Source organism: Sphaerisporangium melleum (assembly GCF_014646695.1).
In the GTDB taxonomy this organism is placed as follows: Bacteria; Actinomycetota; Actinomycetes; order Streptosporangiales; family Streptosporangiaceae; genus Sphaerisporangium; species Sphaerisporangium melleum.
The window spans coordinates 98255-123466 of record NZ_BMNT01000004.1 but is presented as its reverse complement, the minus strand read 5'-3'; the positions used below and the strand labels follow the sequence as shown (position 1 = coordinate 123466).

Annotated in this window: 20 protein-coding genes; 9 read left to right on the top strand and 11 right to left on the bottom strand. The window is 71.0% G+C overall.

Annotation, left to right across the window (positions count from 1 at the left end; translation table 11 throughout):
• Together IEY93_RS04730 and IEY93_RS04725 are read right to left on the bottom strand one after the other, a co-directional pair.
• Positions 1 to 118 (bottom strand): DUF397 domain-containing protein (locus IEY93_RS04730; RefSeq protein WP_189161707.1); only part of this gene is annotated, 118 nt, incomplete at its 3' end.
• On the bottom strand, positions 100 to 942 hold the full coding sequence (locus tag IEY93_RS04725; protein WP_189161706.1) for a helix-turn-helix domain-containing protein: 843 nt from the start codon (positions 940 to 942) through the stop codon (positions 100 to 102). The genes IEY93_RS04725 and IEY93_RS04730, both read right to left, overlap by 19 nt.
• 200 nt (positions 943 to 1142) lie before the next feature.
• Between IEY93_RS04725 and IEY93_RS04720 the strand changes: the two genes are divergently transcribed.
• Together IEY93_RS04720 and IEY93_RS04715 are read left to right on the top strand one after the other, a co-directional pair.
• The gene (locus tag IEY93_RS04720) at positions 1143 to 1718 is read left to right on the top strand and encodes an ATP-binding protein (RefSeq protein WP_189161705.1); all 576 of its coding nucleotides are present in this window, start codon (positions 1143 to 1145) and stop codon (positions 1716 to 1718) included.
• A 329-nt stretch (positions 1719 to 2047) separates the two neighbouring features.
• On the top strand, positions 2048 to 3475 hold the full coding sequence (locus IEY93_RS04715) for a hypothetical protein (protein WP_189161704.1): 1428 nt from the start codon (positions 2048 to 2050) through the stop codon (positions 3473 to 3475).
• A gap of 132 nt (positions 3476 to 3607) precedes the next feature.
• Here the strand turns inward: IEY93_RS04715 and IEY93_RS04710 are convergent, their stop codons facing one another.
• Both IEY93_RS04710 and IEY93_RS04705 read right to left on the bottom strand, forming a co-directional pair.
• The gene (locus IEY93_RS04710) at positions 3608 to 4219 is read right to left on the bottom strand and encodes an acyl-CoA-like ligand-binding transcription factor (RefSeq protein WP_189161703.1); all 612 of its coding nucleotides are present in this window, start codon (positions 4217 to 4219) and stop codon (positions 3608 to 3610) included.
• Positions 4216 to 5754: a DHA2 family efflux MFS transporter permease subunit gene (locus IEY93_RS04705; protein ID WP_189161702.1), complete on the bottom strand. Its 1539-nt coding sequence runs from the start codon at positions 5752 to 5754 to the stop codon at positions 4216 to 4218. Before IEY93_RS04705 ends, IEY93_RS04710 begins: the two co-directional genes overlap by 4 nt.
• A 117-nt stretch (positions 5755 to 5871) precedes the next feature.
• Between IEY93_RS04705 and abmR the strand changes: the two genes are divergently transcribed.
• The 4 genes from abmR to phoH2 all read left to right on the top strand — a co-directional run bounded on the left by abmR (position 5872) and on the right by phoH2 (position 11064).
• Complete coding sequence (gene abmR / locus IEY93_RS04700) at positions 5872 to 6369, top strand: ATP-binding transcription factor AbmR (protein ID WP_229690861.1); 498 nt, start codon at positions 5872 to 5874, stop codon at positions 6367 to 6369.
• Positions 6370 to 6755: 386 nt separating this feature from the next.
• Positions 6756 to 8540, top strand: a complete 1785-nt coding sequence (locus IEY93_RS04695) for a phosphoenolpyruvate carboxykinase (GTP) (RefSeq protein WP_189161814.1) — start codon at positions 6756 to 6758, stop codon at positions 8538 to 8540.
• A 182-nt stretch (positions 8541 to 8722) separates the two neighbouring features.
• Positions 8723 to 9484, top strand: a complete 762-nt coding sequence (locus IEY93_RS04690) for an isoprenyl transferase (RefSeq protein WP_189161700.1) — start codon at positions 8723 to 8725, stop codon at positions 9482 to 9484.
• Between the two features lie 251 nt (positions 9485 to 9735).
• The gene (gene phoH2 / locus IEY93_RS04685; RefSeq protein ID WP_189161813.1) at positions 9736 to 11064 is read left to right on the top strand and encodes an RNA 5'-3' helicase PhoH2; all 1329 of its coding nucleotides are present in this window, start codon (positions 9736 to 9738) and stop codon (positions 11062 to 11064) included.
• A 350-nt stretch (positions 11065 to 11414) separates the two neighbouring features.
• On the opposite strand, the gene IEY93_RS04680 is transcribed toward phoH2, so the two are convergent.
• From IEY93_RS04680 to IEY93_RS04670, 3 genes are all read right to left on the bottom strand, one after another.
• Entirely contained in the window at positions 11415 to 12041 is a 627-nt protein-coding gene (locus IEY93_RS04680; RefSeq protein ID WP_189161699.1) for a hypothetical protein, read from the bottom strand.
• Positions 12042 to 12136: 95 nt separating this feature from the next.
• Entirely contained in the window at positions 12137 to 13573 is a 1437-nt protein-coding gene (locus IEY93_RS04675; protein ID WP_229690859.1) for a sensor histidine kinase, read from the bottom strand.
• Positions 13570 to 14244, bottom strand: a complete 675-nt coding sequence (locus IEY93_RS04670; RefSeq protein WP_189161698.1) for a response regulator — start codon at positions 14242 to 14244, stop codon at positions 13570 to 13572. The genes IEY93_RS04675 and IEY93_RS04670 overlap by 4 nt, the downstream gene beginning before the upstream one ends.
• A 389-nt stretch (positions 14245 to 14633) precedes the next feature.
• Between IEY93_RS04670 and IEY93_RS04665 the strand changes: the two genes are divergently transcribed.
• Together IEY93_RS04665 and IEY93_RS04660 are read left to right on the top strand one after the other, a co-directional pair.
• Positions 14634 to 15383, top strand: coding sequence for an aggregation-promoting factor C-terminal-like domain-containing protein (locus IEY93_RS04665; RefSeq protein ID WP_229690858.1), 750 nt, complete (start codon positions 14634 to 14636; stop codon positions 15381 to 15383).
• A 114-nt stretch (positions 15384 to 15497) separates the two neighbouring features.
• The gene (locus IEY93_RS04660; protein WP_189161697.1) at positions 15498 to 17498 is read left to right on the top strand and encodes a glycosyltransferase family A protein; all 2001 of its coding nucleotides are present in this window, start codon (positions 15498 to 15500) and stop codon (positions 17496 to 17498) included.
• 127 nt (positions 17499 to 17625) lie between these two features.
• Here IEY93_RS04660 and IEY93_RS04655 read toward each other — a convergent pair whose 3' ends face one another.
• From IEY93_RS04655 to IEY93_RS04640, 4 genes are all read right to left on the bottom strand, one after another.
• Positions 17626 to 19041, bottom strand: coding sequence for a class II fumarate hydratase (locus IEY93_RS04655; RefSeq protein WP_189161696.1), 1416 nt, complete (start codon positions 19039 to 19041; stop codon positions 17626 to 17628).
• 94 nt (positions 19042 to 19135) lie between these two features.
• On the bottom strand, positions 19136 to 20932 hold the full coding sequence (locus IEY93_RS04650) for a serine/threonine-protein kinase (protein WP_189161695.1): 1797 nt from the start codon (positions 20930 to 20932) through the stop codon (positions 19136 to 19138).
• A 42-nt stretch (positions 20933 to 20974) separates the two neighbouring features.
• Complete coding sequence (locus IEY93_RS37840; RefSeq protein WP_229690857.1) at positions 20975 to 22513, bottom strand: serine/threonine protein kinase; 1539 nt, start codon at positions 22511 to 22513, stop codon at positions 20975 to 20977.
• 80 nt (positions 22514 to 22593) lie between these two features.
• On the bottom strand, positions 22594 to 24249 hold the full coding sequence (locus IEY93_RS04640; RefSeq protein WP_189161694.1) for a fumarate hydratase: 1656 nt from the start codon (positions 24247 to 24249) through the stop codon (positions 22594 to 22596).
• A 214-nt stretch (positions 24250 to 24463) separates the two neighbouring features.
• Here IEY93_RS04640 and IEY93_RS04635 point away from each other — a divergent pair, with 214 nt between their 5' ends.
• Complete coding sequence (locus IEY93_RS04635) at positions 24464 to 24769, top strand: hypothetical protein (protein WP_189161693.1); 306 nt, start codon at positions 24464 to 24466, stop codon at positions 24767 to 24769.
• Positions 24770 to 25212: the final 443 nt, after the last annotated feature.

The window sequence follows — 25212 nt, the reverse complement described above, 5'->3', positions numbered from 1 at the left end:
TGGGGCGTTTGCTGTCGCGTACCGCCATGCCGCCGGGGAGAGGGGCGATCTCGACGCAGTTGCCGCCGTTGCCGCTGGTGTAGGAGGACTTGCGCCAGTTCAGATCTTTGATTTCCACGTCTCTGCCACCTTTGTCATCAGTTCGAGAGATTGTTTCATCGGTAGCGCTGCGGCTCGGAGGGATTCCCAGAGGCGTCGCATGATCGCTACCTCTGGCGCGTGCTCCACGACATCGCCGCTCAAGGCGTTGTCTATGTAAACGATCTCCCTTCCAGAGGAATCAGCGATGGCGAAGCCTCCGGCAAGGCCAGAATAGGCACCGGTTTCCAGCGGCACAATCTGTATGACGACGTCAGGACGCTCTGCGAGGGCGAGCAAACGCGTGAGCTGGTCGTGCATGGTCTGAGCTCCACCTACCGGCCGGTGCAGGATGCCTTCGTCCATGATGAAGACCAGCATCGGTCGCTCATCCGCGTTCAGAATGCGCTGGCGGGCGAGCCGCGCTTCGACGTGATCGTCGACGTCATAGGTCCTGCCCGAGGTGGCGATTACCTCGCGTGCGTACGGCTCGGTCTGCAAGAGGCCGGGCACCAGCGCAGGCTCGTAGGACAGCAGGGAAGTGGTGGATGCCTCGATCTGGAGCCACTTGCCCAGCCATTCGGGGGGCATGGCCTTGCAGACGAGGTCTTGGGCGAGGCGGGTGAGGATGCCGTTGGTTTCGAGGACGCGGTCGCAGCGTTCGGCGAAGTCGGGCTTGGGGACGCGGCGGGCGGTCTCGACCATGGCGACGAACGACGGCGAGTAGCCGACGGCGGCGGTGGCGAGCTGCGCCTGGCTGAGGCCGGCCGTCTCGCGGGCCTGCCGCAATTCCCTGGCGAAGAATTCGAGCGGTGTCATGCGGTTGCCGTTCACCATGATCGCCCTGCCCTCTCGTGCGCTCACGAATGTTCACCGGACCGGTGCCGCCGTCACCTTTCCAGGTATGCGCGGCGGCTTCGGGGGCAGCCTAGGACCCTGGTCATGAACATGGGAGGGGTGCCGGAGAATTGTGGAATTCCGTCGTACCGTGGTCTGGATACTGATTGGTCTCCGCATTCGCCGTGCCGACGGAATTCATCCGAATGCAGCGGGCTGTGGAGAATATGCCCGACTTGCCGTCCGGGCTGGAAACGGACGACGCGGATGGCCCGGTTGCCCTGCCCGCCGACCACGAGGACGAGGGAGTGCGGATGACACCGGAGAAGACGGACGAAGGGCTGTGGGCCGCCGCCGGCCTGGAGATCGAGGGCGACGTGTCGGCCGTCGGCCGGGTGCGGGCGCTGATCAAGGAGACGCTGGGCGAGTGGGAGCTGTCCAGGCTGACCGACGACGTCGAACTGGTCGTCGGTGAACTACTGGCCAACGCGATCACCCATGGCGCGGCGCCGGTCAGGGTGTCGATGTGGGGCGGGGCGGGGGAGCTGTTCCTGTGGGTGACCGATCGCGGGACGGAGATGCCGCGCCGTCTCGACCTCGGGATCGACTCCACGCACGGGCGCGGGCTGGCCATCGTGGCCGCGCTCACCGACGACCACGGCGTCACGCCGCTGCCGGGTGGTCCCGGCAAGACCGTCTGGGCGCGATGGCGGTACACGACGCCCGAGGACGCGGGGACGGTCCGAGCACCGTTCCGGGTGACCGTTTCGCGCCGTACTCCGCCGTGCGGTGCCCCTGGGTGAGAGGCGAACCCGTCCGCGCCGGGCAGGACTGTCGCGCACCGTGGCGGCGCGGGGGTACGCAGGCCTTTTGCCGGCGCGCCGGACGCGAAATGGTCCACCGCTCGCGAAGAAGTGGACGTTCATCGCAAATGCCGCGAATCACCGTCATGTGGTCTAAGTGGACATGCTTGGGTAGCTGAAATGTCCGGCGTTCATGACACCGGCACGCCGGTGCTTGTGTTCGGAGGGCTAAAAGGGAGGGGTTGTGGGAGTGCGGCCGAATCGTTAGCTCAATTCCGGTGCCGACCGGATTTGATGGAACGTACCAATGGCCGGCGGCAGGAGGAAGCGTGACCTTCCCGAAGAACCCCACCCTGGACGACGCTCTGGCGGTCGTCCAGCGCGATCAGCCGGTCAACCGGACGCTGGATCTCCCGCCGCTCCAGGTCAAGGTCAAGCATGGTGACGTGCTCGTCCTCAGCGACCAGGAAGTGACGGCGCGGCTGGCGAGCATCTACCGGGTCGCCGGTCACGACCCCGCCCTCGCACAGAAACTGACCGACACGCAACTGCGCCTGTGGGTGCTGTACGCGGCCAATCTGCTGGCCGTGAACCAGGACGCCGTCCCCGGGTTCGATTTCAAGGCGGCGCTGACCTGGCTGGTGGGGAACATCCCCGCCGAGCCGGTGATGCCCGCTCCCGATCGCCGCGAGTTCGAACTCCAGGTGCTCGGCCGCACCGGGTGGCTGCGGGCGGCGCTGAAGGCGAACGTGCAGCGGCTTCCCGACCAGGTGCGGCAGCAGGCCGCCGCCCTGTACGGGCCCCCGCCTTCTGCCTCCACCGCCCAGAGCGGGCCCGGTGCCTCCAGCGGGCAGACCCCGCCGCTCGACAAGGAGCTGCTCCGCAAGGAGCTCCTGCCGAAGCTGCAGAACCTCCTGGTGAACCATGCCGTGCAATGGCGTCGTCAGCAGGGGCAGGAACGGAGATTCCAGCGCTGGGAGGATCTCGGTCTGATCGCGCGGCTCGCCCAGGCCGTGGCCTGGCAGACGCTGCAGCCCTACGCGGCGGCGTGCGGGGACGGTCCGTTCTTCACCGGGTTCGACTACTTCTCGAAGATCTACGACAAGACGGCGACGATGCCGACCGAGCAGGATCTGGTCAAGCACCTGATGAACCGGGCCTATGTGGCCGGTGAGGACACTTCGACGGGCAAGTCGGTCTTCACTCTCGCCGGATACGACTCCATGCGCTCGGACGACAGGCTCTTCCTGTTCGAGATGCTCCGCCAGTGGATCACCGGGGATCCTTCGATGCGCAAGCTCGCGGTGTACTTCTTCCAGCACATCGGCTCCAACTCCCACGCCGACGGCGGCGGTGTCGGGCTGGTCACCGAGTTCAGGACCGACCGGCCGGAGTCGCAGTCCCGCTGGGAGACCATCGAGACGATCGTCCACGAGATGGCGCACAGCCTCATCCATCCGAACTTCCGCGCACAGGTGGAGAAGGTGCGCAGGCCCATGGTGATCAAGGAAGGCTTCATCGAGGTGATCACCAGGGAGGTGTTCAACTGGATGATCGACAACAGGAGCGCAGCGTCCACGACACGGCTCATGGCGGGCGTGGAGGGGCAGGTGGTGGCGCCGGTCAGGAAGACCACGCTGGGCTACGCCGAGAGCGGCGCGTACGCCGACCAGATCTTCCAGTTCGTCGGCCGCGAGCGGTTCCTCACCGCCTTCATGACCGGAGACGTCGAACTGGTGGGCCTCTCACCAAGCTGAGCACGGCCCTGGCCGACTCCCTGCCTGGCGTGCCGGCCGGCAAGGGCCGATGCGCGCCGCCGGAACACCCGGCGGCCGCCACCCCGGCGATGACGGTCCGCTGCCCCCCTCCGACCGGAGTCCGTTCACGCGTCAGAGGGGGAGGCCCTCTTCGAGGAGGACCAGGACGCGGTCCATGAGGTCGGCGAGCGACTCCTCGCCGTCGGACTCGATCCAGGTCTCGATGGCGGCGATCCAGGCGCCGGCGATCGCGCCGGCGAGGACGCGCAGGTGGAAGTCGTCGGGAGAGCGGCCGGTGCGCTGCGTCATGACCTCTCGGAGCATGGTCATGGCGGCGACCTGACCGTCCACCTGGCGGGCCCGCAGGGAGGGGATCGACCAGATGAGCCGGGAGCGCTGCAAGATCGTCTGTTCGTCCTGGGGCATTATCCGGCCGAAGACCTGGCGGACGGCCGCGCGCATGGCGGCGAGCGGAGTGAGCGTGGCGGGCTGCGCGAGGAACGCCTCGGCGATCATGGGGTCGTACTCGTCCTGGATCACCGTGTCTTCCTTGGTGGGGAAGTAACGGAAGAACGTGCTCGGTGAGATCTCCGCGGCCTCCGCGATCTGCTCGACGGTGGTGTTCTCGTAGCCCTGTTCGGTGAACAGCCGCAGGGCATGTTCCTGGATCGTCCGCCGGGTCTTGGCCTTCTTGCGTTCGCGGAGGCCGAGGTGCCGCTGCTCGGTATGCGCGGGTGAGCTCATCCGTCAATTGTGGCGCGATCCGGGGAACGGGCGGTCAACGTCCCGCCCGCGCTCTCCTCCCGGGTGGCCGCGGTGTCCTTTCCGGCGGGGCGCAGGCGGATGGCGATGACGACGGCGGTGGCCAGGGACAGGACGGCGCACAGGGCGAGGACGCCGTCCATGCCGTCGACGTAGGCGCTGTGCGCGGCGGCGGTGAGCGCCGGGTCGCCGAGCCGGACGGCCACCGCGACCGAGTCCCGCGCCGCCTCCGGCGCCCCCGCGGGCAGTCGCGCGACGTACAGGGCGGACAGCACGCTGCCCACCAGTGCCACGCCGGCCGCGCCGCCGACCTGCCGGACGGCCTGCAGGGCGCCGGAGCCCGCGCCGGTGCGGTCCTCGGGGAGAGTGGCGAGCACGCCGTCCATGGCGGGCACCATGGCCAGGCCGACTCCTGCGCCGGAGACCGCGAGCCAGGCGGCGGTCCAGCCGTATCCGTCGCCGGTGCCGGTCAGGGCGCCCATGCCGAGGCCGGCGGCGATCACCACGAGGCCGGCGGTCATCAGGAGGCGTAGCCCGGCCCGCGCGAGCAGCCGTTCACCGGTGAGGCCGCCGGCCATCAGCCCGGCGACCATGGGAACGACGCGAAGGCCGGTCTGCATCGCGTCGAAGCCCTGGACGGCCTGGAGGTACTGCGGGACGACGAACAGGACGCCGGTCATGGCCAGCGAGACGATGGTCGCTCCGATCGACCCCCACAGGAAGACCGGACGGCGGAACAGGCCGAGGTCCAGCATCGGCGCGTTCGACCTGGTCTCCACCAGGACGAACGCGGCGAGGATCGCGAGGCCGCCGATGACGGCGACGAGGACCACCGGGTCTCCCCAGCCGTCCTCGGGGGCCTGGATGATCCCGTACACGAAGGCGCCGAGCCCGGCCATGGACAGCAGCCCGCCCGGCAGGTCCACCCGCCCGGCCGCCGGGGCGCGTGACTCGGGCACCAGGACCGCCACGGCGGCGAGGGCAAGGGCGACCGCGGGGATGTTGATCAGGAAGATCGAGCCCCACCAGAAGTGGTCCAGCAGGTAGCCGCCGACGATGGGCCCGAGTGGCAGGCCGAGGGCCATGCCGGCGGTCCAGACGGCGATGGCGCGGGCCCGCTCGTGCGCGGGGAAGAGGCTCGGCAGGATCGACGTCGACAGCGGCATGATGACCGCGGCGCCGGCGCCCATGAGCGCCCGCATGGCAATGAGCCATCCCGAGTCGTCCACATAGGTGGCGACGGCGGAGGCCACGCCGAAGGCCGCGAGCCCGGCGAGGAGCACGCGCTTGCGGCCGAAGCGGTCGCCGAGGGCGCCGGCCGGCAGCAGCAGGGACGCGAACACCACCAGGTAGGCGGCGACGATCCATTGCAGGTCGCCGGTGCTCGCGCCGATCTCGACGGCGAGGGTGGGGAGCGCGACGTTCAACACGGTGGCGTCGAGGCCGATGACCAGAACGCTCAGCACCAGGCCGGCGAGGGCCCACCACCGGCGGGGCGATGAAGTGACGGTTGGCATGAATTGATAGTAGCTCTCAAAAACATGAAGGTGTCAAGAACTGATCCTGGTTCTCCTCTTGAGGTGGATCTAGGAGGGTGTAATCCTGATTACATGGAAACAGAAGAATCAGTGATCGTGTCATGGTTCACCGGACGGCTGCCCGAGGCGTGGTTCTCCGGGAACCAGGAGTTCGTGCTCGACCGCGAGGAGATCGCGATCATCGGGACACTGCCCGTGCCGGCCGCGCCGGAGGAGGCCTCGGACGCCGAGCGTGACGCGCTGCTGGAGGGAAGCATCCAGCGGTTCCGGGAGGAGACCCGCGAGCGGCGCATCGAGATCGCCCGTGAGGCCGAGCGCCGCTTCCGCAGGAAGGTGTCCTGGGGGGTCGCCGCCGGGGATCGGACGGTGATGTTCACCACTCTGTCCGTCCCGGTGATGACCCGGCTCAGGCAGCAGGAGCGGCGCGTGCTCGACACACTGGTCGCCGCCGGGGTCGCGCGCAGCCGCAGCGACGCCCTCGCCTGGTGCGTACGCCTGGTCGGCGCGCACACCGACACCTGGCTCGCTGACCTGCGCGATGCGCTCCAGCACGTCGACCGGGTGCGCTCCGCCGGCCCGGACGTCGGCCCGTGAAATTGGACTGAACCATTCGTGCGACCGGACTAGACCATTCTCGGTGGCCTATACCAATTGTGCTTCCCGGGGTCGGTGGAAGGCGGATCCGCCGGCCCGCGCCATACGCTCCAAATCTCGGCAATGTGCGTAAACTCCCCGGAAACCAGCGCGCTGCCCGCCCCGTTATGACGCCGCGGACGTGGGCAGTGTGCAGGGGCGGCGACGGCCGTGCGAATTCATCGGCGCGACTCGGTATGGAAATAGGTGGCACGGATCTCCTTTTTTGGAGACTCCGTGGGACTTCTTTTCCCGACTGGTCTAAGCCAATTGGATTCGACGACGGCCGGTCGTTGATGATGTTGGCCTGAGAGTAAGGAGCCCGGTCCGTGTCGCTTTCCGTTCAGATGACCGCCCCCACGACCCACGCCGAGCTCGCAGCCTGGGTCCGGGAGATCGCCGAGCTGACCCGTCCCGACCGCGTCGAGTGGTGCGACGGCTCGGAGGGCGAATGGACCCGCCTGACGAACCTCCTCGTCAAGCAGGGCACGTTCACCCGTCTCGCCCGGCGTCCGAACAGCTTTCTCGCGACGTCCGACCCGGGTGACGTCGCCCGGGTGGAGGACCGCACTTTCATCTGCTCGGAGAAGCCCGAGGACGCGGGGCCGACCAACAACTGGATCGCGCCCACGGAGATGCGCGCCACCTTCGGCAGGCTCTTCGCGGGCTGCATGCGCGGGCGCACGATGTACGTCGTGCCGTTCTGCATGGGCCCGCTCGGCGGTGAGATCTCCCAGCTCGGCGTCGAGATCACCGACTCTCCGTACGTGGCCGTGTCCATGCGGATCATGACCCGGATGGGGGAGCCGGCGCTGCGGCTGATCGAGGAGCGCGGCGACTACGTCAAGGCCGTCCACTCGGTCGGCGCCCCGCTGGCGCCCGGCCAGGAGGACGTGCCGTGGCCGTGCAGCACGACCAAGTACATCAGCCACTTCCCCGAGACCAGGGAGATCTGGTCCTACGGCTCCGGGTACGGCGGCAACGCGCTGCTCGGCAAGAAGTGCTACGCGCTGCGCATCGCCAGCGTGATGGCCCGCGACGAGGGCTGGCTGGCCGAGCACATGCTCATCCTCAAGCTCACCCCGCCGGACGGGCAGGCCCGCTACGTCGCCGCGGCCTTCCCTTCGGCCTGCGGCAAGACCAACCTGGCCATGCTCCAGCCGACCATCCCGGGGTGGCGGGTCGAGACGATCGGCGACGACATCGCCTGGATGCGCTTCGGCGAGGACGGCCGGCTGCATGCGATCAATCCCGAGGCCGGGTTCTTCGGCGTGGCTCCGGGCACCGGCGAGAAGACCAACGCCAACGCGGTCAAGACGCTGTGGGGCAACAGCATCTTCACGAACGTGGCGCTGACCGACGACGGCGACGTGTGGTGGGAGGGGCTCACCGAGGAGCCCCCGGCGCACCTCATCGACTGGCGTGGCCGCGACTGGACGCCGGAGTCCGGCGAGCCGGCCGCCCACCCGAACGCGCGCTTCACCACGCCCGCGAGCCAGTGCCCGATCATCGCCCCGGAGTGGCGCGACCCGAAGGGCGTGCCGATCTCGGCGATCCTGTTCGGCGGGCGCCGCGCGACCGCCGTACCGCTGGTCACCGAGTCGCTGAGCTGGCAGCACGGGGTGTTCCTCGGGGCCAACGTCGCCTCGGAGAAGACCGCCGCCGCCGAGGGCACGGTGGGCGAGCTGCGCTACGACCCGTTCGCGATGCTGCCCTTCTGCGGCTACAACATGGGCGACTACTTCGCCCACTGGCTCGAGATCGGCACGATGGCCGGGCCGGGCAGGCTGCCCCGCATCTACTACGTCAACTGGTTCCGCAAGGACGACTCCGGCCGCTTCCTGTGGCCGGGTTTCGGGGAGAACAGCCGGGTGCTCAAGTGGATCGTCGAGCGGCTGAACGGTGACGCCGGCGCGGTCGAGACCCCGATCGGGCTGGTGCCCGCACGGGAGGCCCTGGACACCGAAGGGCTCGACATCTCCGAGGCCGACCTGCGCACCCTGCTCTCGGTGGACCGCGAGGCCTGGAAGCGCGAGGCCGAGCTGATCCCCGGCCACTTCGCCACCTTCGGCGACCACCTCCCGAAGGAACTGTGGGACGAGTACCACACCCTGCTCACCCGCCTCTCCTGACCTCCCCGGCCGGACGCCACGAGCCGCCGAGCGGAGCGAGGCAAAAGCAACACAGACGCTTGCCGTTCCTCGTTCGGGGGGTCAACGGCAACCCAATCGGGGGGCGGGCAGGCGTCCGGGGGCGTGATAATTGCGTGTTGTCAACGTCCGACGGCGGACGGGCCGCGAAGGGGAGGTCTCCAGTGGGCGTGCGTGATCTCGTGTACCGGTTGTACGAGCGCCGCCTGGAGAAGAAGCTCTCGCCGGACCAGATCCCCCGTCACGTGGGCGTCATCGTGGACGGCAACCGGCGCTGGGCCAGGGCCATGGGGCTGCGCGACGTCAGCCACGGCCACCAGAAGGGCGCGGACAAGATCTCCGAGCTGCTGGAGTGGTGCCGCGAGGCCGGGGTGGAGATCGTCACGGTGTGGCTGCTCTCCAATGACAACCTCTCCAGGGCCAAGGAAGAGCTCGACCCGCTCATGGAGATCATCGAGGACACCGTGCGTGGACTGGTGGCCGGCGGGTGGCGGGTGAACCCGATGGGCGCCCTCGACCTCCTGCCCGATCGCACCGCTCGCATCCTGAAAGATGCCAAAGAAGTCACATCACGGCGTCCTGGGCTGATTGTGAACGTTGCGGTTGGGTATGGAGGAAGGCGTGAGATCGCTGATGCGGTGCGCTCCCTCCTCCAGGAGCACGCCAGCAAGGGCGCGAGCATCGAGGACATCGTCGAGGTCCTCGATGTGGAGCACATCGCGGAGCATCTCTACACGCGCGGCCTCCCCGATCCGGACCTCCTCATCCGGACCTCGGGAGAGCAGCGGCTCTCCGGATTCCTGCTCTGGCAGAGCGCCCACTCGGAGTTCTACTTCTGCGAGGCCTACTGGCCTGACTTCCGCCGAGTCGACTTCCTGCGGGCGCTGCGAGCCTACGCCGCGCGGCACAGGCGGTACGGAAACTGAAACACCCCGTGAACACCCCCTATCAGCCCTGGTCGGGCTGTTGGGTAAGGGGCGTCCACGACGTACCGTAGGGAGTAGGCAGTCCATACGGCCTACTTCGGGAGAGGGTCCGCCCTTGCGTCGCCTAACGACGAGGAGGGCCGGGCTCCGGCGTCGCCTCGCCCAGGTGGAGGCGCATGATCGGACCCGGTCCGCTCACCACCTCATAGGCAGGGCGCTGACTCCTGGCGCCCGGGGGAGAACGCGTGGCAGTGTCCTCGAGCAACCCGTCCGCTACTGGTAGCAGCCTCACGCCATCGAGGCGCACCTATGTAGTGGACACCTCTGTCCTGCTGGCCGACCCTGCGGCGATGAGCCGCTTCGCAGAGCACGACGTCGTCCTGCCGATCGTCGTGATCACCGAACTGGAGGCCAAGCGCCACCACCCCGAGCTGGGCTACTTCGCCCGCAAGGCGCTGCGCTTCCTGGACGACCTGCGGGTACGGCACGGCCGGTTGGACGAGCCCATGCCGATCGGCGAGGGCACGATCAGAGTGGAACTCAACCACAGCGACCCCGCCATCCTGCCGGCCGGATTCCGGCTCGGCGACAACGACACCCGCATCCTCACCGTCGCCCGCTCGCTCGCCGCCGAGGGCCACGACGTCGTGCTGGTCTCCAAGGACCTGCCGATGCGCGTGAAGGCCGCCTCCATCGGGCTCGCCGCGGAGGAGTACCGCGCCGATCTCGTGGTCGAGTCCGGCTGGACCGGCATGGCCGAGCTCCAGGTGACCACCGAGGACGTCGAGACGCTGTTCGACAGCGGCACCCTGGAGCACGAGGAGGCCCGGGAGCTGCCCACTCACACCGGCCTGCGGCTGCTGTCGGCCCGCGGCTCGGCCCTCGGGCGGGTGCTGCCGGACAAGTCGGTCCGGCTGGTGCGCGGCGACCGCGAGGTGTTCGGCCTGCACGGCCGCTCCGCGGAGCAGCGCATCGCCCTCGACCTGCTCATGGACCCCGATGTGGGCATCGTCTCGCTCGGCGGCCGGGCCGGTACCGGCAAGTCGGCGCTCGCGCTGTGCGCCGGCCTGGAGGCCGTGCTGGAGCGCAGGCAGCACCGCAAGGTCATCGTCTTCCGCCCGCTGTACGCCGTCGGCGGCCAGGACCTCGGCTACCTGCCCGGCTCCGAGAACGAGAAGATGGGCCCGTGGGCACAGGCGGTGTACGACACGCTGGGCGCGGTGACCACGCCCGAGGTGATCGACGAGGTCCTCGACCGGGGGATGCTGGAGGTCCTGCCGCTCACCCACATCCGCGGCCGGTCGCTGCACGACGCGTTCGTGATCGTGGACGAGGCCCAGTCGCTGGAGCGCGGCGTCCTGCTCACCGTGCTGTCGCGCATCGGCGCCAACTCCCGCGTCGTGCTCACCCATGACATCGCCCAGCGCGACAACCTGCGGGTGGGCCGGCACGACGGCGTGGTCGCCGTGGTCGAGAAGCTCAAGGGCCACCCGCTGTTCGCGCACGTCACGCTCACCCGTTCCGAGCGCTCGCCGATCGCGGCGCTGGTGACCGAGATGCTGGAGGACATCACGGTCTGAGGGTTCCCCGGCTGATCATCTCCGGACCGGCCCGCCCGCGCGGGCCGGTCGTCCGGCGTGCCTCCGGTGACGGATCCAGGCCCGGCCGGCCTTGCCGCGCGGTGAACGGTACGCGGGCGGACCTGCTCGCATGGTGAGGACCTCAAGCCCTTCGCGCCCGTGAGCGCGGAGACGCGTCCATACGACCGGGGACGACAAGGCGTGCCTCGGACCCCCTTCACGGGCGGCGAGGGGCCACGCACAGGTCCGGGAGGTGTCGATGCCGCCTCGGTCCCCGCACAAGTCGAGCGGGTGGCCCCGGTCGCGGCGGTTCCTCCGGTTCGGAGGGCCGGCGACGCGGGCCGGTCGGCTCACGGGGGCAGGTTGACGTTCGGCGCGGCCAGGTCGTGGTACTCGCGGCAGGTGTGCTCGCCCAGCGCCAGCGGCCCCTTCGGCGTCGTCTGGGTGATCTTCACGGCCCAGATCTCCTCGCGCAGCCGCGCCGTGCAGACGATCTGGGCCATCCCCGTCCTGCTCAGCCGGTCCGGCCCGTTGACGATCACGTGCAGCCGCAGGCCCATCGGGTTCTCCGGGTCGTTGCGCACGCCCCCGTCCACCCCGTACCGGCCGAGTGCGGCCTGCTCCAGCCGGAAGCCGGTCACGGCCGAGGTGAGGCCCGGCCCGGGCTGCTTGCTCACCTCGAACAGGGTGCGCATCACGTCCTCGGCCACGCTGGAGGCGACGGCCACCTGCTTGGGCGACAGCCGCTCGCCGCGCAGCAGGTACACGCTGGCGACCGACCCCCTGGCGCTGATCACCGGCACGGGCCCGGCGTCCACCACACCGGTCGCGTCCACACCGCAGGACGCCGTCCCGGCCAGGACGGACGCGGCGAGCACCAACGCGGACGCCCGGCGGGTCATGCCCCACGGCCACACCAGGCGGACCAGGCGGGCCAGGGGGGCCGCCTGTCGCGCCGGGCGGGCCAGGCGGGTCATGCCTCGCCGCCGTGCCGCCGGTCGCGCCGGCTCTCCGTGCGTACGTCCCGCCATGGCCTCGGCCGCCGCCTGCCGGCGCGGGGTCCGGTGCGCCGTCATGGGCGCGGGACCCAGACCGTGAACTGCGTGCCGGGGTCGGCCGGCCTGACGGTGATCGTGCCGCCGTGCAGCTCGGCGTTGGCCTTGGCGATGGCCAGGCCGAGCCCGCTGCCCTCGCTGCGCGCCCGCCCGGCGCCGACCTTGTAGAAGCGCTCGAAGACGTGCGGCAGGGCATCGTGCGGGATGCCCTTGCCCCGGTCGCGCACCCGCACCTCCAGCCCGCCCGCGAGGACGCGCGCGCGCACGGTCACCGGCGGAGCGCCGTGATGCAGGGCGTTGCCCACGAGGTTCGCCACGATCACGTCGAAGCGGCGCGGGTCGAGCGAGAACGACAGCCCGCGCGGCACGTCGAGGCGCACTCGCCCGGTCCAGCCCCTGATCTCCAGGCTGTCGGCGAGCGCCATGCCGACATCGACGTTCTCCCTGGTCAGCACCGCCGCACCCGAGTCGAACCTGCTGGCCTCGATGAGCTGCTCGACCAGCACCCGGAGCCGGTCGATCTCGCGGACCACCAGGTCCACGGCCTTGCCGGCGTCCGGAGGCAGGTTCCCGGCCTCCTCGGTCAGCATGTCGGTCACGGCCGTCATCGCGGTGAGCGGCGTGCGCAACTCGTGGGAGACGTCGGCGACGAAGCGCCGGGACATGGCCTCCAGGGCGCGCAGCTCCGACACGGTCTCCTCCAGGGCCGAGGCGGTGTCGTTGAAGGTCGCGGTCAGCGCGGCAAGCTCGTCGCGGCCGTGGACCGGCAGCCGGGTGTCCAGGCGGCCTGCGCCGAGGGCGCGGGCGGCCTCGCCGAGCCTGCGCACCGGCAGCAGGACGCTGCGCGCGGAGACCAGCGCCACGGTGAGCGCGACCGCCACCGTGATCCCGGACGCCTGGGCGAGCGCGGTGCGCAGCCGGCCCAGCACGCCCTCCTCCTCCTTCAGCGACACGAACACGAAGACCGTCATGCCGGTGGGCCGGACCACGCCGGTGCGGCTGAGCCGGTGGACCTGGGTGCCGATCAGCAGCCAGGGCTGGTCGTCGATGAGCAGCCGCTGCCGGGCCACGCGCCCGGTGGCCTGCCTGCGCAGGTCCTGGGGGACGTCGTCCAGCCCGAACGTCGTCCCGGAGCTCAGCCGCTCCCGGTCGCCGTACTTGAGGATCACCTGGCGGTCCGGTCCGCTCAGGGATTCGGCCAGCTCGGTGAGGTCGGCGTCGGTGACCACTCCGTCGGCGGGCCAGACGAGGTCGCTGGTGCCGAGCGGCAGGGAGATGCGCTGCAGGACGTCGCGTACGTCCTCGACGGCGCTCGTCTCGGCGCGGTCGAGCAGCGCCCGGCGGACGAGCTGGTAGCCGATCCCCGCGACCAGGGCGGACGCGGTCATCGCGACGAGGACGAACGTGATGACCAGGCGGCCGCGCAGGCCGGTCGGACGGCGGCCGGGGGTCACGGCGGGCTGAAGCGGTATCCGAAGCCGCGCACGGTGTGGATGTACACCGGCTCGGCCGGCACGGGTTCGATCTTGGCGCGGATGCGCTGCACGCAGGCGTCCACCAGCCGGGAGTCGGCCACGTGGTTGTGGTCCCAGACGGCGCGCAGCAGGTGGCGGCGGTTGAGCACCTGACCCGGGTGGCGCACCAGCTCCAGCAGCAGACGCAGCTCGGTGGGGGTGAGGTGGATCTCGCGCTCGCCCAGGGTGACCTTGAGCGCGCCGCGGTCCACCACCAGGTCGCCGAAGGTGATGCGGTCGGAGGAGGCCGACTCCAGGCGGCGCAGTACGGCGCGGATGCGCGCGTCGAGCACGCGCGGCTCCACCGGCTTGACCACGTAGTCGTCCGCGCCGGCCTCCAGCCCGACGACCACGTCCAGGTCGTCCCCGCGGGCGGTGAGCAGGATGATGGGCAGCGAGTCGAGCCTGCGGATGCGGCGGCAGACCTCGACGCCGTCGATGCCGGGAAGCATGACGTCGAGGATCGCGATCTCCGGGCGGCGGGCGCGTACGTGGTCGAGCGCCTCCTCGCCGGTCGCGTAGGAGGTGACGGAGTGTCCCTGCCGCGTCAGGGCCAGCTCAAGGCCCGTGCGGACCGACGGGTCGTCTTCCACGAGGAGGATGCCGGCCATCCGCACATTATGGCGGAAAGTGACATTATTCCCGAAAGCGGCTACCTCGCTGTGTCACGGAAATGTGACACGCCGCCGATGGGACCACGACAGTAGTCCACCAGGCTGGATCATGTCCGCACCCCGTACCGCGTCCCGTTCCTCCGCGAGACGAGGTCCGGTCGATCGGCCGGGCCACGGTCCGGTGTGCGGACGTGCCGTCAGGGGCGGGTTTCCGCTCCGCCGCCCTCCGGCTCGGGGGTCTGGAGGGCGGATCGACGGCTGTATGTGACCAAAATCACACCAGGCTGGGAAAGCGCACGTTACTCGCCGGTTGGTCAGATTACCGGCGAATTACTTTTCCGTTTGGGTTGCGCACCACCCCCCTGGTCACGGCAAGCTCATAGGCCGTGAGCACAGGTCAGGAGCTGCGAGACAGGCGTGACGGGCGAGGCCGGCGGAACGAGGCGCAGGAGACCGCGCCACCGCCGCGTGGCCGCACCGAGGTCCGGCCCGCCCGCAAGTCCTGGTTGACGCCCAAGAGGGTCCTCGTTATCGGCCTCTCGCTCGCCGTGGTCGCGGCGCTCGGCGTCTTCACCGTCCAGACCATGCGCGAGAACGCCGCGACCCCGGCCACGCCGCTGTCGCTCGACGAGCTCACCCGCATGGGCGACCCCTTCGCGCCCGACCCGGAGGCCGACGCGCTCAAGGCCGTGGCCGCGCAGGCCCGCCGGGCGAAGGAGATGAAGGCCGCCCGCGGCGAGTCCGCCCCCGACCTCGGCACCGTCAAGATCGTCAAGACCGCGCCCGGCGGCGGCGGCTTCAACCCAGCGGCCTTCCCGCCCGGCTCCAAGCCCAACCCGGGCAGCAACAAGGCCCTCGGCCAGCAGATGGCCGCCGCCCGCGGCTGGGCGGGCGAGTGGGGCTGCCTGGAGAAGCTCTGGGACAAGGAGAGCGGCTGGAACGAGCGGGCGATGAACCGCAGCAGCGGCGCCTACGGCATCCCCCAGGCCCTCCCCGGCAGCAAGATGGCGAGCGCGGGAGGCGACTGGCAGGTCAGCGCCGCCACCCAGATCGCGTGGGGGCTCGGCTACATCGCCGCCCGCTACAAGTCCCCCTGCGGCGCCTGGGGCCACTCCCAGTCCGTCGGCTGGTACTGACCAAGCCCGCGTGATCGCCGGCCGGTCAAGATGCGCGCGAACTTCTGGTCAGGGTTGTTCGAGGTTTCGGCAAGCCTGACCACGTTAGGGCGGTGAACGTCCCACGCTGGCCGCATGGGTGTGAAGGTCAGCGTGGTGGTGCCGGTGTCGGAGCCGGGCACGGACGACGACGCGTTCGACGCGTGCGTGCGCTCGCTGCTGGAGCAGACGATGCCGTCCGACGAGTACGAACTGATCTTCGCCGACGACGGCTCCGGTGACGGCACCCGTGAGCGCCTGGACGCCGTCGCCGCCGTACGGCCCAACGTCCGCGTGCTGCACCTGGAACCCACCGGCACACCGACCCGCGGGCGCAACGTCGGGCTCGCGGTGGCGCGGGGCGAGTACGTCTTCCTGCTCGGGCAGCGCGACCGCCTGGAGCGGGTGGCGCTGGAGGTCATGTACCGGGCGGCGGCGCACACCGACGCCGACGTGCTGGTCGGCCGGCTCGTCCAGGGGGACAACCCCCCGCCGCGGGCGTTCGCGCGCAACGTCGAGCGCGCCGACGTGCTGCGCGACCGCCTGCTGACCGTGCCCACGGCGCACAAGCTGTTCCGCAAGACCTTCCTGGACGCGCGGGAGATCCGCTTCCCGGAGGTCGAGCCCGAGCTGTCGGAGCAGGCGTTCGTCCTCAAGGCGTACCTCACCGCCAAGGTCACCACGATCCTCGCCGACCAGGTCTGCTGCCACGTCGGGGCCGAACCCGAGCGGTTCCCCGACCCGGCCGGGCACGCGGCCGGCCTGCGCGCCGTCCTCGCGGTGATCGACGATCACACCGGCCCGGGCGAGCTGCGCGAGCGCCTGTACGCGCAGTGGTTCCGCACCGGCGTGCTGCGGCCGCTCGGCGGACGCCACCTGCCGGCCGCCCGCCCCGACCAGCGCGCCGCACTGTTCGCCGCCCTGCGCGAGCTGACCCTGGAACGCTTTCCCGAGGCCCTGGACGCCTATCTGCCGGTCCATCTGCGCGCCCGTGCCGCTCTGCTCAGGAACGGCGAGCTGGGGCGCCTGGTGGCCCTTCACGAGGCGTCCAGGGGCATGTCGCTGCGCGCCGAGCTGCGCGACGTGCGCTGGGACGACGGCGTCCTGCTGCTCGACCTGGCCGTCGAGATCGTGGACGCGCAGGGCACACCCGTCACCTACCGGGCCGACGGCGACCGGCTGCTGTGGACACCGCCACTGCAGGGACTCACCCTGCCGGCGCGGGTGACCGACGTGACCGGGCAGGTGGACCGGGCCCGCATGGAGGTCTACATCCGGCACGCCGAATACGGCCTGATCTTCTTCCTGCCGGTCGCCGGCGAGGTGTGCCGGTCCCAGGAGGGCGACAAGGTGCGCCTGTGGGCCGTCGGGCGCGCCCGGCTGGACGTCGGCACGGCCGCGCTGGGCCGGCCACTGCGATCGGGGGAGTGGGAGGTGCACGTTCGCATGCACAGCGGCGCCCACCACGCCCGCACCCGCGTCGCCGGGCACCGCGGCGCGCAACTGAGCTGCGTCGGCGTGCTCGCCGGCGAGCCGCGCAAACTCGTCATCCCCTGCTGGTCGGAGCAGCGGGAGCTGAGCGTGTGCGTCCAGCCCAGATCGTTCGCCGAGTCGATCGTCCTGGTCTCGCCGGGCGCGGCGGTCACCCACCGGGACGGCGGCGCCTTCGTCGTCCTGCCCGTCCCGTACGTGCCGCCGAGCGGAGGACCGCCCGCCGAGCTGGTGCTGCGGCAGCTCGCCAACCGGTCGCGGGTGGTCACCGTGCCCGCCCTCGTCGAGCCCGGCGTCCCCGGCCGCTACCCCGGCCAGCTCGTCGCCAGGGTGGGCATCCGCCGCTTCCCGGGCGATGGCCACATCGCGCCGGGCGTGTGGGTGCCCCGCCTGCGGGTCGACGGCGAGGAGTCGGACCTGCGGTTCGTCCTGGACCTCGGCCGAAGCGGCCGGGTGCGGGTCGAGCCGAGCGCCGAGCCCGGCGCGCTGGTGCCCCGGCGCTCGCTGTTCGTCCGCGTGGCCACCCGCCTGCCCGGCGGCCGGCACCTCATCCGCCTCGCCCACGCCATCCAGCAGCGCTACCTCCCCACCCAGATCGACGACTGACTCGCGCCGCCCGTCGTCCCCGGGAGCCGGCCGCTCGCCGGCTCCCGGGCCCATCGTGGAGCGCGGTGCCGGCGGCGAACAGCGCCTCGACGTCTCGATCCGGTGGACTCCACCACGAAACCGCCGGTCAGGTGGTGTCCGGTGTGGCGGGGTCCTTGGGTGGGCGGGTCATGGACAGGACGTCGAGGGCGGCGTCCAGGGCGTCCTCGGTCAGCCTGCCCGCCGCCACGTGGCCGCGTTCGATCACGACCTGCCTGATGGTCTTGCGCTCCTTGAGCGACTGCTTGGCGATGCTCGCCGCCTCCTCGTACCCGAGGTGCCGGTTGAGCGGGGTGACGATCGACGGCGAGGACTCGGCGTACTCGCGCAGCCGTTCGGCGTTGGCGGTGATGCCGTGCACACAGCGGTCGGCGAGCAGCCGTGATGCGTTCGCCAGCAGCCGGACCGACTCCAGCACGTTGCGCGCGATGACCGGCATCATCACGTTGAGCTCGAAGCCGCCCGCCGCGCCCGCGAAGGTGACGGCGGCGTCGTTGCCGATCACCTGGGCGGCGACCATGCACACGGCCTCGGGGACGACCGGGTTGACCTTGCCCGGCATGATCGAGGACCCCGGCTGCAGGTCGGGCAGGTTGATCTCGCCGAGCCCGGCGCGCGGCCCTGACCCCATCCAGCGCAGGTCGTTGGCGATCTTGTTGAGTGAGACGGCGATCACCCGGAGCTGCCCGGACAACTCGACCAGCGCGTCCCGCGAGCCCTGCGCCTCGAAGTGGTCGCGCGCCTCGGTGAACGGCAGCTCGGTGGCCTCGCTGAGCTTGGCGATGACCTTGGCCGCGAAGCCCGGCGGGGTGTTGATGCCGGTGCCCACCGCCGTCCCGCCCAGGGGCAGCTCCGCCAGCCGGGGCAGCGCCGAACGCAGCCGGGCGACGCCGTTCTCGATCTGGGTCGCGTACCCGCCGAACTCCTGGCCGAGGGTCACCGGGGTCGCGTCCATCAGGTGCGTGCGCCCCGCCTTGACCAGCGTGTCGAACTCCACCGACTTGTGCCGCAGCGCGACCGCCAGGTGGTCCAGCGCCGGCATCAGCTCGTACACCACGTCCACCATCGCGGCCACGTGGATCGACGTGGGGAACACGTCGTTGGACGACTGCGAGGCGTTGACGTGGTCGTTCGGGTGCACCGGGCGGCCGAGGCGCTTCTCGGCCAGCGTGGCGACCACCTCGTTGGCGTTCATGTTCGACGACGTGCCCGAACCGGTCTGGAACACGTCGATCGGGAACTCGTCGTTCCACTCGCCCTCGGCGACGTCGGTCGCCGCCTCCGAGATCGCCTCCGCCATGTCGGGCGGCAGCACGCCGAGCTCGCCGTTCACCTCGGCGGCCACGGCCTTGATCAGCCCGAGCGCCGCGATGTGGGCCGGTTCGAGGCCGCGCCCGGATATTGGGAAGTTCTCCACCGCCCGTTGTGTCTGTGCCCGCCACTTGGCCGCCGCCGGGACCCGCACGTCGCCCATAGAGTCATGTTCGATCCGGAATTCCTCCATGCCCCCAGTCTTGCTCTGCCACCCTCCGGGCGTGCCGGGCAGGCGGGTACGAGACCGAGACGACGTCGCGTATTTCCCCCCGTCGGTCGCCGCGCTAGTCGCCGCCGGACATCGCGGCGGCGAGCAGGACGACGATGGTGACCAGGCCGAGCACGGCGACCACCGCCAGGACGATGATCCCGGCGCGGCTGCCGCCCTTCGGCGGGGTGCTCAGCGAGAACAGGTCGGTGCCGAGCCCGTTGTCCGGCGGGAAGCCGTCCGCGTACGGCCCACCGGCGGTGCCGGTCGCCCCGTACGCCCCGTTGGCCGCGGATCCGGCCCCAGGGGGTTGCGAGGCTCCAGGACCGCCCGGGGCGTACGCCTGCGGGGCTCCAGGGCGGCCGGGAGCGTACCTGCCGCCGGTGTCGTGCGCGCGGTCTGGGCCGGCCGGCGGTGTGTCCGGTATGGCCGCGTGGGGTGCACGTCCCGGCCCGGACCCCGAGGGCCGTCCGTATGGCGATGGCCCGGCGTGCGGGGCTCCCTTTCCGGGCTGGGGTCCGGGGCGTGCGGGTCGCTGGTGGGACGGGCCGGTGTCCTGGCCCGGGCGCGGCGGCCGGGACGGGTTCGGGTCGGTGGCGGGGACCGGGGGCAGGCCGCCGACCATGGTGCTCAGCGCGTCCTCATCGGCGTCGGAGGCCGATCCGGGGATGCGCAGACCGCCCTTGGGGCGGATCACCACCATGGTCTGCTCCGCGTCCGCGTCCTCGCCGGCGGGCCCCTGACGGGACGGCCCGGCCGCCGCGCCGCTCGGGCCGCTGTCCGGGTGCGAGGCGGACGGAGCCGGACGCGGGGCCGAGGCGGCCGGCGACGGCCGGGACGTACGCGGACCCGCGGGCGTCGAGGACGGGCCGCGGCCGGCGGCCGATGGGGAGGAGGGACCTGCGTCGGCGGAGGACGCTGCCGGGGGCGCGGAAACGGACGAGGGAGCCGACGACGTGGGCGTGGGCGAGGAGGGGACAGACGTGGACGCGGGGGTGGACGAGGAAGGCGGGGACGCCGGGGTGGACGACGGCGGCGGGGAGGCGCTGGACGGGGTCTTGGCGACCCTGCGGAGCATGGCGACGGCCAGGTCGAACCCGAGTCGCTTGGTGTGGTCCTTCTCCAGCAGCCCTTCCAGCGCCGGGCGCAGCGGCCCGGCCTGGGCCGCAGGGTCGGCCTGCTCGGTCATCAGCGCGGCCAGGGTCTCCCCGACCGTCGCGCGCTCATAGGCGGGCCGTCCCTCGACGGCGAAGTACAGCGTCGCGCCGAGTGACCACAGGTCCGACTCGGGGCCGGTGTGGTCGCCCCGGGCCCGCTCGGGGGCGGTGTAGCCGGGGGAGCCGATGACCATGCCGGTCCTGGTGATGCTGCTGTCGCCCTCGGACTTGGCGATGCCGAAGTCGGTGAGCACCACCCGGCCGGTGTCGGTCAGCAGCACGTTGCCGGGTTTGACGTCGCGGTGCAGGACGCCCTGCTTGTGGGCCGCCCCGAGCGCGCCGAGCAGGTCGAGCCCGATCTCGGCGACCAGCCGCGGCGGCAGCGGCCCCTCCTCGTCGATCACCTGCTGCAGCGACCTGGCCTCGACGAGCTCCATGACGATCCACGGGCTGCCGTCCACGAGGATGGCGTCGTGGACGGTCGCCACCGACGGATGCACGATCTTCGCGGCGTTCCGGCCCTCGCGGATCATGCGTTCGCGCAGCTCATCGCGCTGTTCGGTGCTCAGACCCGCATCCTGCCGGATCTCCTTGACGGCGACGTCACGGCCGAGCAGGCGGTCGTGCGCCCGCCACACCGTGCCCATCGTTCCCCGGCCGAGGGCGGCGATCAGCTCGTATCGATCGGCGATCAGCCGCTTCTGCTGTTCGGGCATGACTAAGAAGATAGCGATAGTGCCTTGTGATTGGCTTTCTAGTTACTTGCCCAAATTCCTCGGCCAGAAGCGACGCGGCAGCACCATCCGCACGATCTCCGACAGTTGGCGGATCACCTGGCTCAGCTCCGGATTGGGCTGCGCGGCCCGCCTGCGGCCCGTCCCGGGGTCGGCCGGCTTGCGGTGCATCCCCTCCGCGGACCTGCGCGACCCGCGCGGCTGCGGCACCTGCGCCGAGGCGTCCGAGGGCGTGGCGAAGGCGCGGTCCGGCCGCGCGTCGGCGCGGTGCTGCCCGCGATGACCCGGCCGGCGCGGGGACGTCGACACCCGGCCGCCGCCCTCGCGCGCTCCGTCGTACGCGTCGTTCCCGGTGCCGCTGTCGCGTGGTGCCCGATCGGCTCCGTCGGCGCCGCTCCAGTCGGCCCGGCCGCTCCTGTCCGGCCGGCCGTTGCGGTCGTCGGCGGCGTTACGCCCGTTCCGGCCGTTCGTGCCGTCCCGCCGGTCGCGGTCGTTCGCGTTGTCCCGGTCGTACCGGTCCTTGCGGTCGGGCGCGCCGTTCCAGACGTTCCCGGAGCTCCGCGTGCGCCCGGTGTCGCGGTCCTGGGGACGCGTCGCCCGCTCCTGGCCGGTGTTCGGGTGCCCCCCGTACAGGCCCGGCGAGTGCGGCCCCTGCGGCGGGCCGGGCTGCGTCCCGGGGGCGGCCTGCCCGTGCGTCGGCCGGCCCGTACGGTGCGCCGGTCCGCCGAGCGGCTCCTCGGCCGAGCCGCCGGCGGCGACCCGGGCGAGCATGAGTGAGGCGCGCATGCCGTCCAGCCGTGCGTTCGGGTCGATCTGCAGCAGCCCGCTCAGGATCGGCGCGAGCGGCCCGGCGTGCTCCATCGGGATCGGCTGCCCGCTGGTGAGCGCGGCGAGCGCCGCCGCGGCGTTGCGCCGGCCGTGCAGGCCGCGGCCCTCCACGGCGGTGTACAGGGTGGCGCCGAGCGACCACAGGTCGGCGGCCGGGCTGGCGCGGTCGCCGAGGACGCGTTCGGGCGCGATGTAGCCGGCGGAGCCGAGCACGATGCCGGCCTGCGTGATGGAGGCGTCCCCTTCGAGCGCCGCGAGGCCGAAGTCGGTGAGCACCGCGCGGTCCTCGGTGACCAGGACGTTGCTGGGCTTGACGTCGCGGTGCAGGATGCCCTTGGCGTGGACGGCGCGCAGCGCGCCGAGCACCTGGCGGCCGATCTCGGCCACCCGCCGCGGGGGCAGCGGCCCGTGCTGCTTGACCAGCTCCTCCAGCGAGCGGGCGTGGAGCAGCTCCATGACGATCCAGGGACGGTCGTCCTCGGTGACGACGTCGAAGACCGTGATGACCGAGGGGTGGGCGACCATGGCGGTCGCCCGGCCCTCGCGCTCGGTGCGGGCGCACAGCTCGGCCCGCAGTTCCTCGTCCAGGACGAGGGGGAGCCGGACCTCCTTGACAGCCACGTCACGGTCCAGCAGACCGTCGTGGGCGCGCCAAACGGTGCCCATGCCGCCTCGCCCCACCGGCTCGACCAGCCGGTATCGCGAGGCGAGCTCGTATCCGGCCGGCGCGCGCATGGGTGGCAGCTTACCGATTTGTTCATCGCCGCCTGTAGAGGCCATGCCGATTCTCTGTTGAGATCTTCGGTCAGATTTGGTCAGATTCGGCGACCGATGGTGAGGACGGGGCCACTGGCGTCCTGGAAGAAGTCGTCTCCCTTGTCGTCGACGACGATGAAGGCCGGGAAGTCCTCGACCTCGATCTTCCAGACGGCCTCCATGCCGAGCTCGGGGTACTCGATGACCTCGACCTTCTTGATGCAGTCTTGCGCGAGCCGGGCGGCCGGGCCGCCGATCGAGCCGAGGTAGAAGCCGCCGTGCGTCTTGCACGCCTCGGTGACCTGCTTGGACCGGTTGCCCTTCGCGAGCATGATCATGGAACCGCCCGCGGCCTGGAAGCGCTCGACGTAGGAGTCCATGCGACCGGCGGTCGTCGGGCCGAACGACCCCGACGCGTACCCCTCGGGTGTCTTGGCCGGTCCGGCGTAGTAGACCGCGTGATCCTTGAGGTACTGCGGCATCTCCTCGCCGGCGTCCAGCCGCTCGGCGATCTTGGCGTGCGCGATGTCACGGGCGACGACCAGCGGGCCGTTGAGCGAGAGCCGGGTCTTGACCGGGTAGCGCGACAGCTCGGCGAGGATGTCGGCCATCGGCCGGTTGAGGTCGATCGGCACCACGTCGTCCGAGAGGTGCTCGTCGGTGGTGTCGGGCAGGAAGCGGGCAGGGTCGGTCTCCAGCTTCTCCAGGAAGACGCCCTCAGGGGTGATCTTCGCGAGGGCCTGCCGGTCGGCGCTGCACGAGACGGCGATGGCCACCGGGCAGGAGGCGCCGTGGCGGGGCAGCCGGATCACCCGGACGTCGTGGCAGAAGTACTTGCCGCCGAACTGCGCGCCGATGCCGAGCTTCTGGGTCAGCTCGAAGACCTTCTTCTCCATCTCCAGGTCACGGAAGCCGTGGCCGGAGAGCGAACCCTCGGTCGGGATGGAGTCCAGGTAGCGCGCGGAGGCGTACTTGGCGGTCTTCAGCGCGTACTCGGCGCTCGTGCCGCCCACGACGACGGCCAGGTGGTACGGCGGGCAGGCGGCGGTGCCCAGGGAGCGGATCTTCTCCTCCAGGAAGGCGAGCATCCGCTTCTCGTTCAGGACGGCCTTGGTCTCCTGGTACAGGAACGACTTGTTGGCGCTGCCGCCGCCCTTGGCCATGAACAGCAGTTTGTACTCGTCGGGATGCCCGTGCGGGTCCTCGGCGTACAGCTCGATCTGGGCCGGGAGGTTGTCGCCGGTGTTCTTCTCGTCCCACATGGTCAGCGGGGCCATCTGCGAGTAGCGCAGGTTCAGCTCGGTGTAGGCGTCGTACACGCCGCGCGAGATGTGCTCGGCGTCGGCGCCGTCGGTCAGCACGTGGCGCCCGCGCTTGCCCATGACGATCGCGGTGCCGGTGTCCTGGCACATGGGCAGCACACCGCCGGCCGAGATGCTCGCGTTCTTGAGCAGGTCGAGGGCCACGAAGCGGTCGTTGCCGCTGGACTCGGGGTCATCGACGATCTTGCGGAGCTGCGCGAGATGGGATGCGCGCAGATAGTGGGAGATGTCGTGAATGGCGGTCTTGGTGAGCAGCCGGAGCGCCTCGGGGTCGACCTCCAGGAACGTACGGCCCGCCGCCTCGACCTTCCGCACCCCCTCCGCCGTGATCAGACGGTATTCCGTCTCATCGGGACCCAGCGGGAGAAGGTCGGTGTAGTCGAACCCGGGCATCGTGCTCCTCCAGTTGTGTGGCGTGCTCAGCGCCGTCCTGTTGCAGGGTACGGCGCGACGGGGCCGCGTGCCGACGCGGGGCTTGCGTGGTCGTGGGCAATCTTTGGGTCGTTCGTGGGGGCAGGGTGGCGTCCGCGGGGGAGAAGTCGGGCGAAGGGGTTATATGCCGCATTTGACGATGAACGTCGGCATGCATCCGAGATGGGGGGTAATCATGGACCCGGGCCATATCGTGGTGGTGATCTTCGGCGTGGCGGTGGTGGCGGCCGTCCTCGGGGTGGCGCTCGTGACCATCGTGCTGCGCGGCATCAGAGGCGAGCCGATGCAGTGGCCGGTCGCCCCGGACCGGCGGGCCGGGCGGGCCGCGATCGAAGGAAGAGACCAGGACGCGGACGAGCGGGCGTGCGCGGCCGGCGAGCATCCGGAGTGGACCGGCAAGGATCTGGCCGGCGACGACCTGCGTCCGGTCGGCACCCATCCGGAGAAGCGCGTCCTGCCAGGGCGGGCCCACTGGTGGTGATGGCTCTGCCTGGACACCGGCCACCTACTCATCGGGGGCACCGACCCGCTCGACCTGGTGTCCAGGGCAGCGCCAGAGTCGCACACCTTCACCGCGAAGAGGTGGACGCCACGCGCGCCGGTTCGGTACGGCCTACCGCGCTTTGGGAGGCTCGACTCCCCAGAGGCGCTGACGGCCTCGCTGAGCGCCGGCTCCCTCTTCCGGCCCCATCTGCCTTCTGGTCGCATCCGCTGCCTTCTGGTCGCATCCGCGCCGGCGCGGGTTCGTGGGTGCGCCGGGCGGTGGGGAGGCGTAGGGCGAAGCCGGCGCCCTACGTGCGTGTCCCAGGTGGCTTCCGCGGACGGGCGGGGGCTCGTGGCCGGCCGACCGGGCCCCTTATGGCGGGAGTATGGTCGGGCCATTGACCGGGGAAGGGGGGGACCGTAGCCTGACCAGAACTTGAA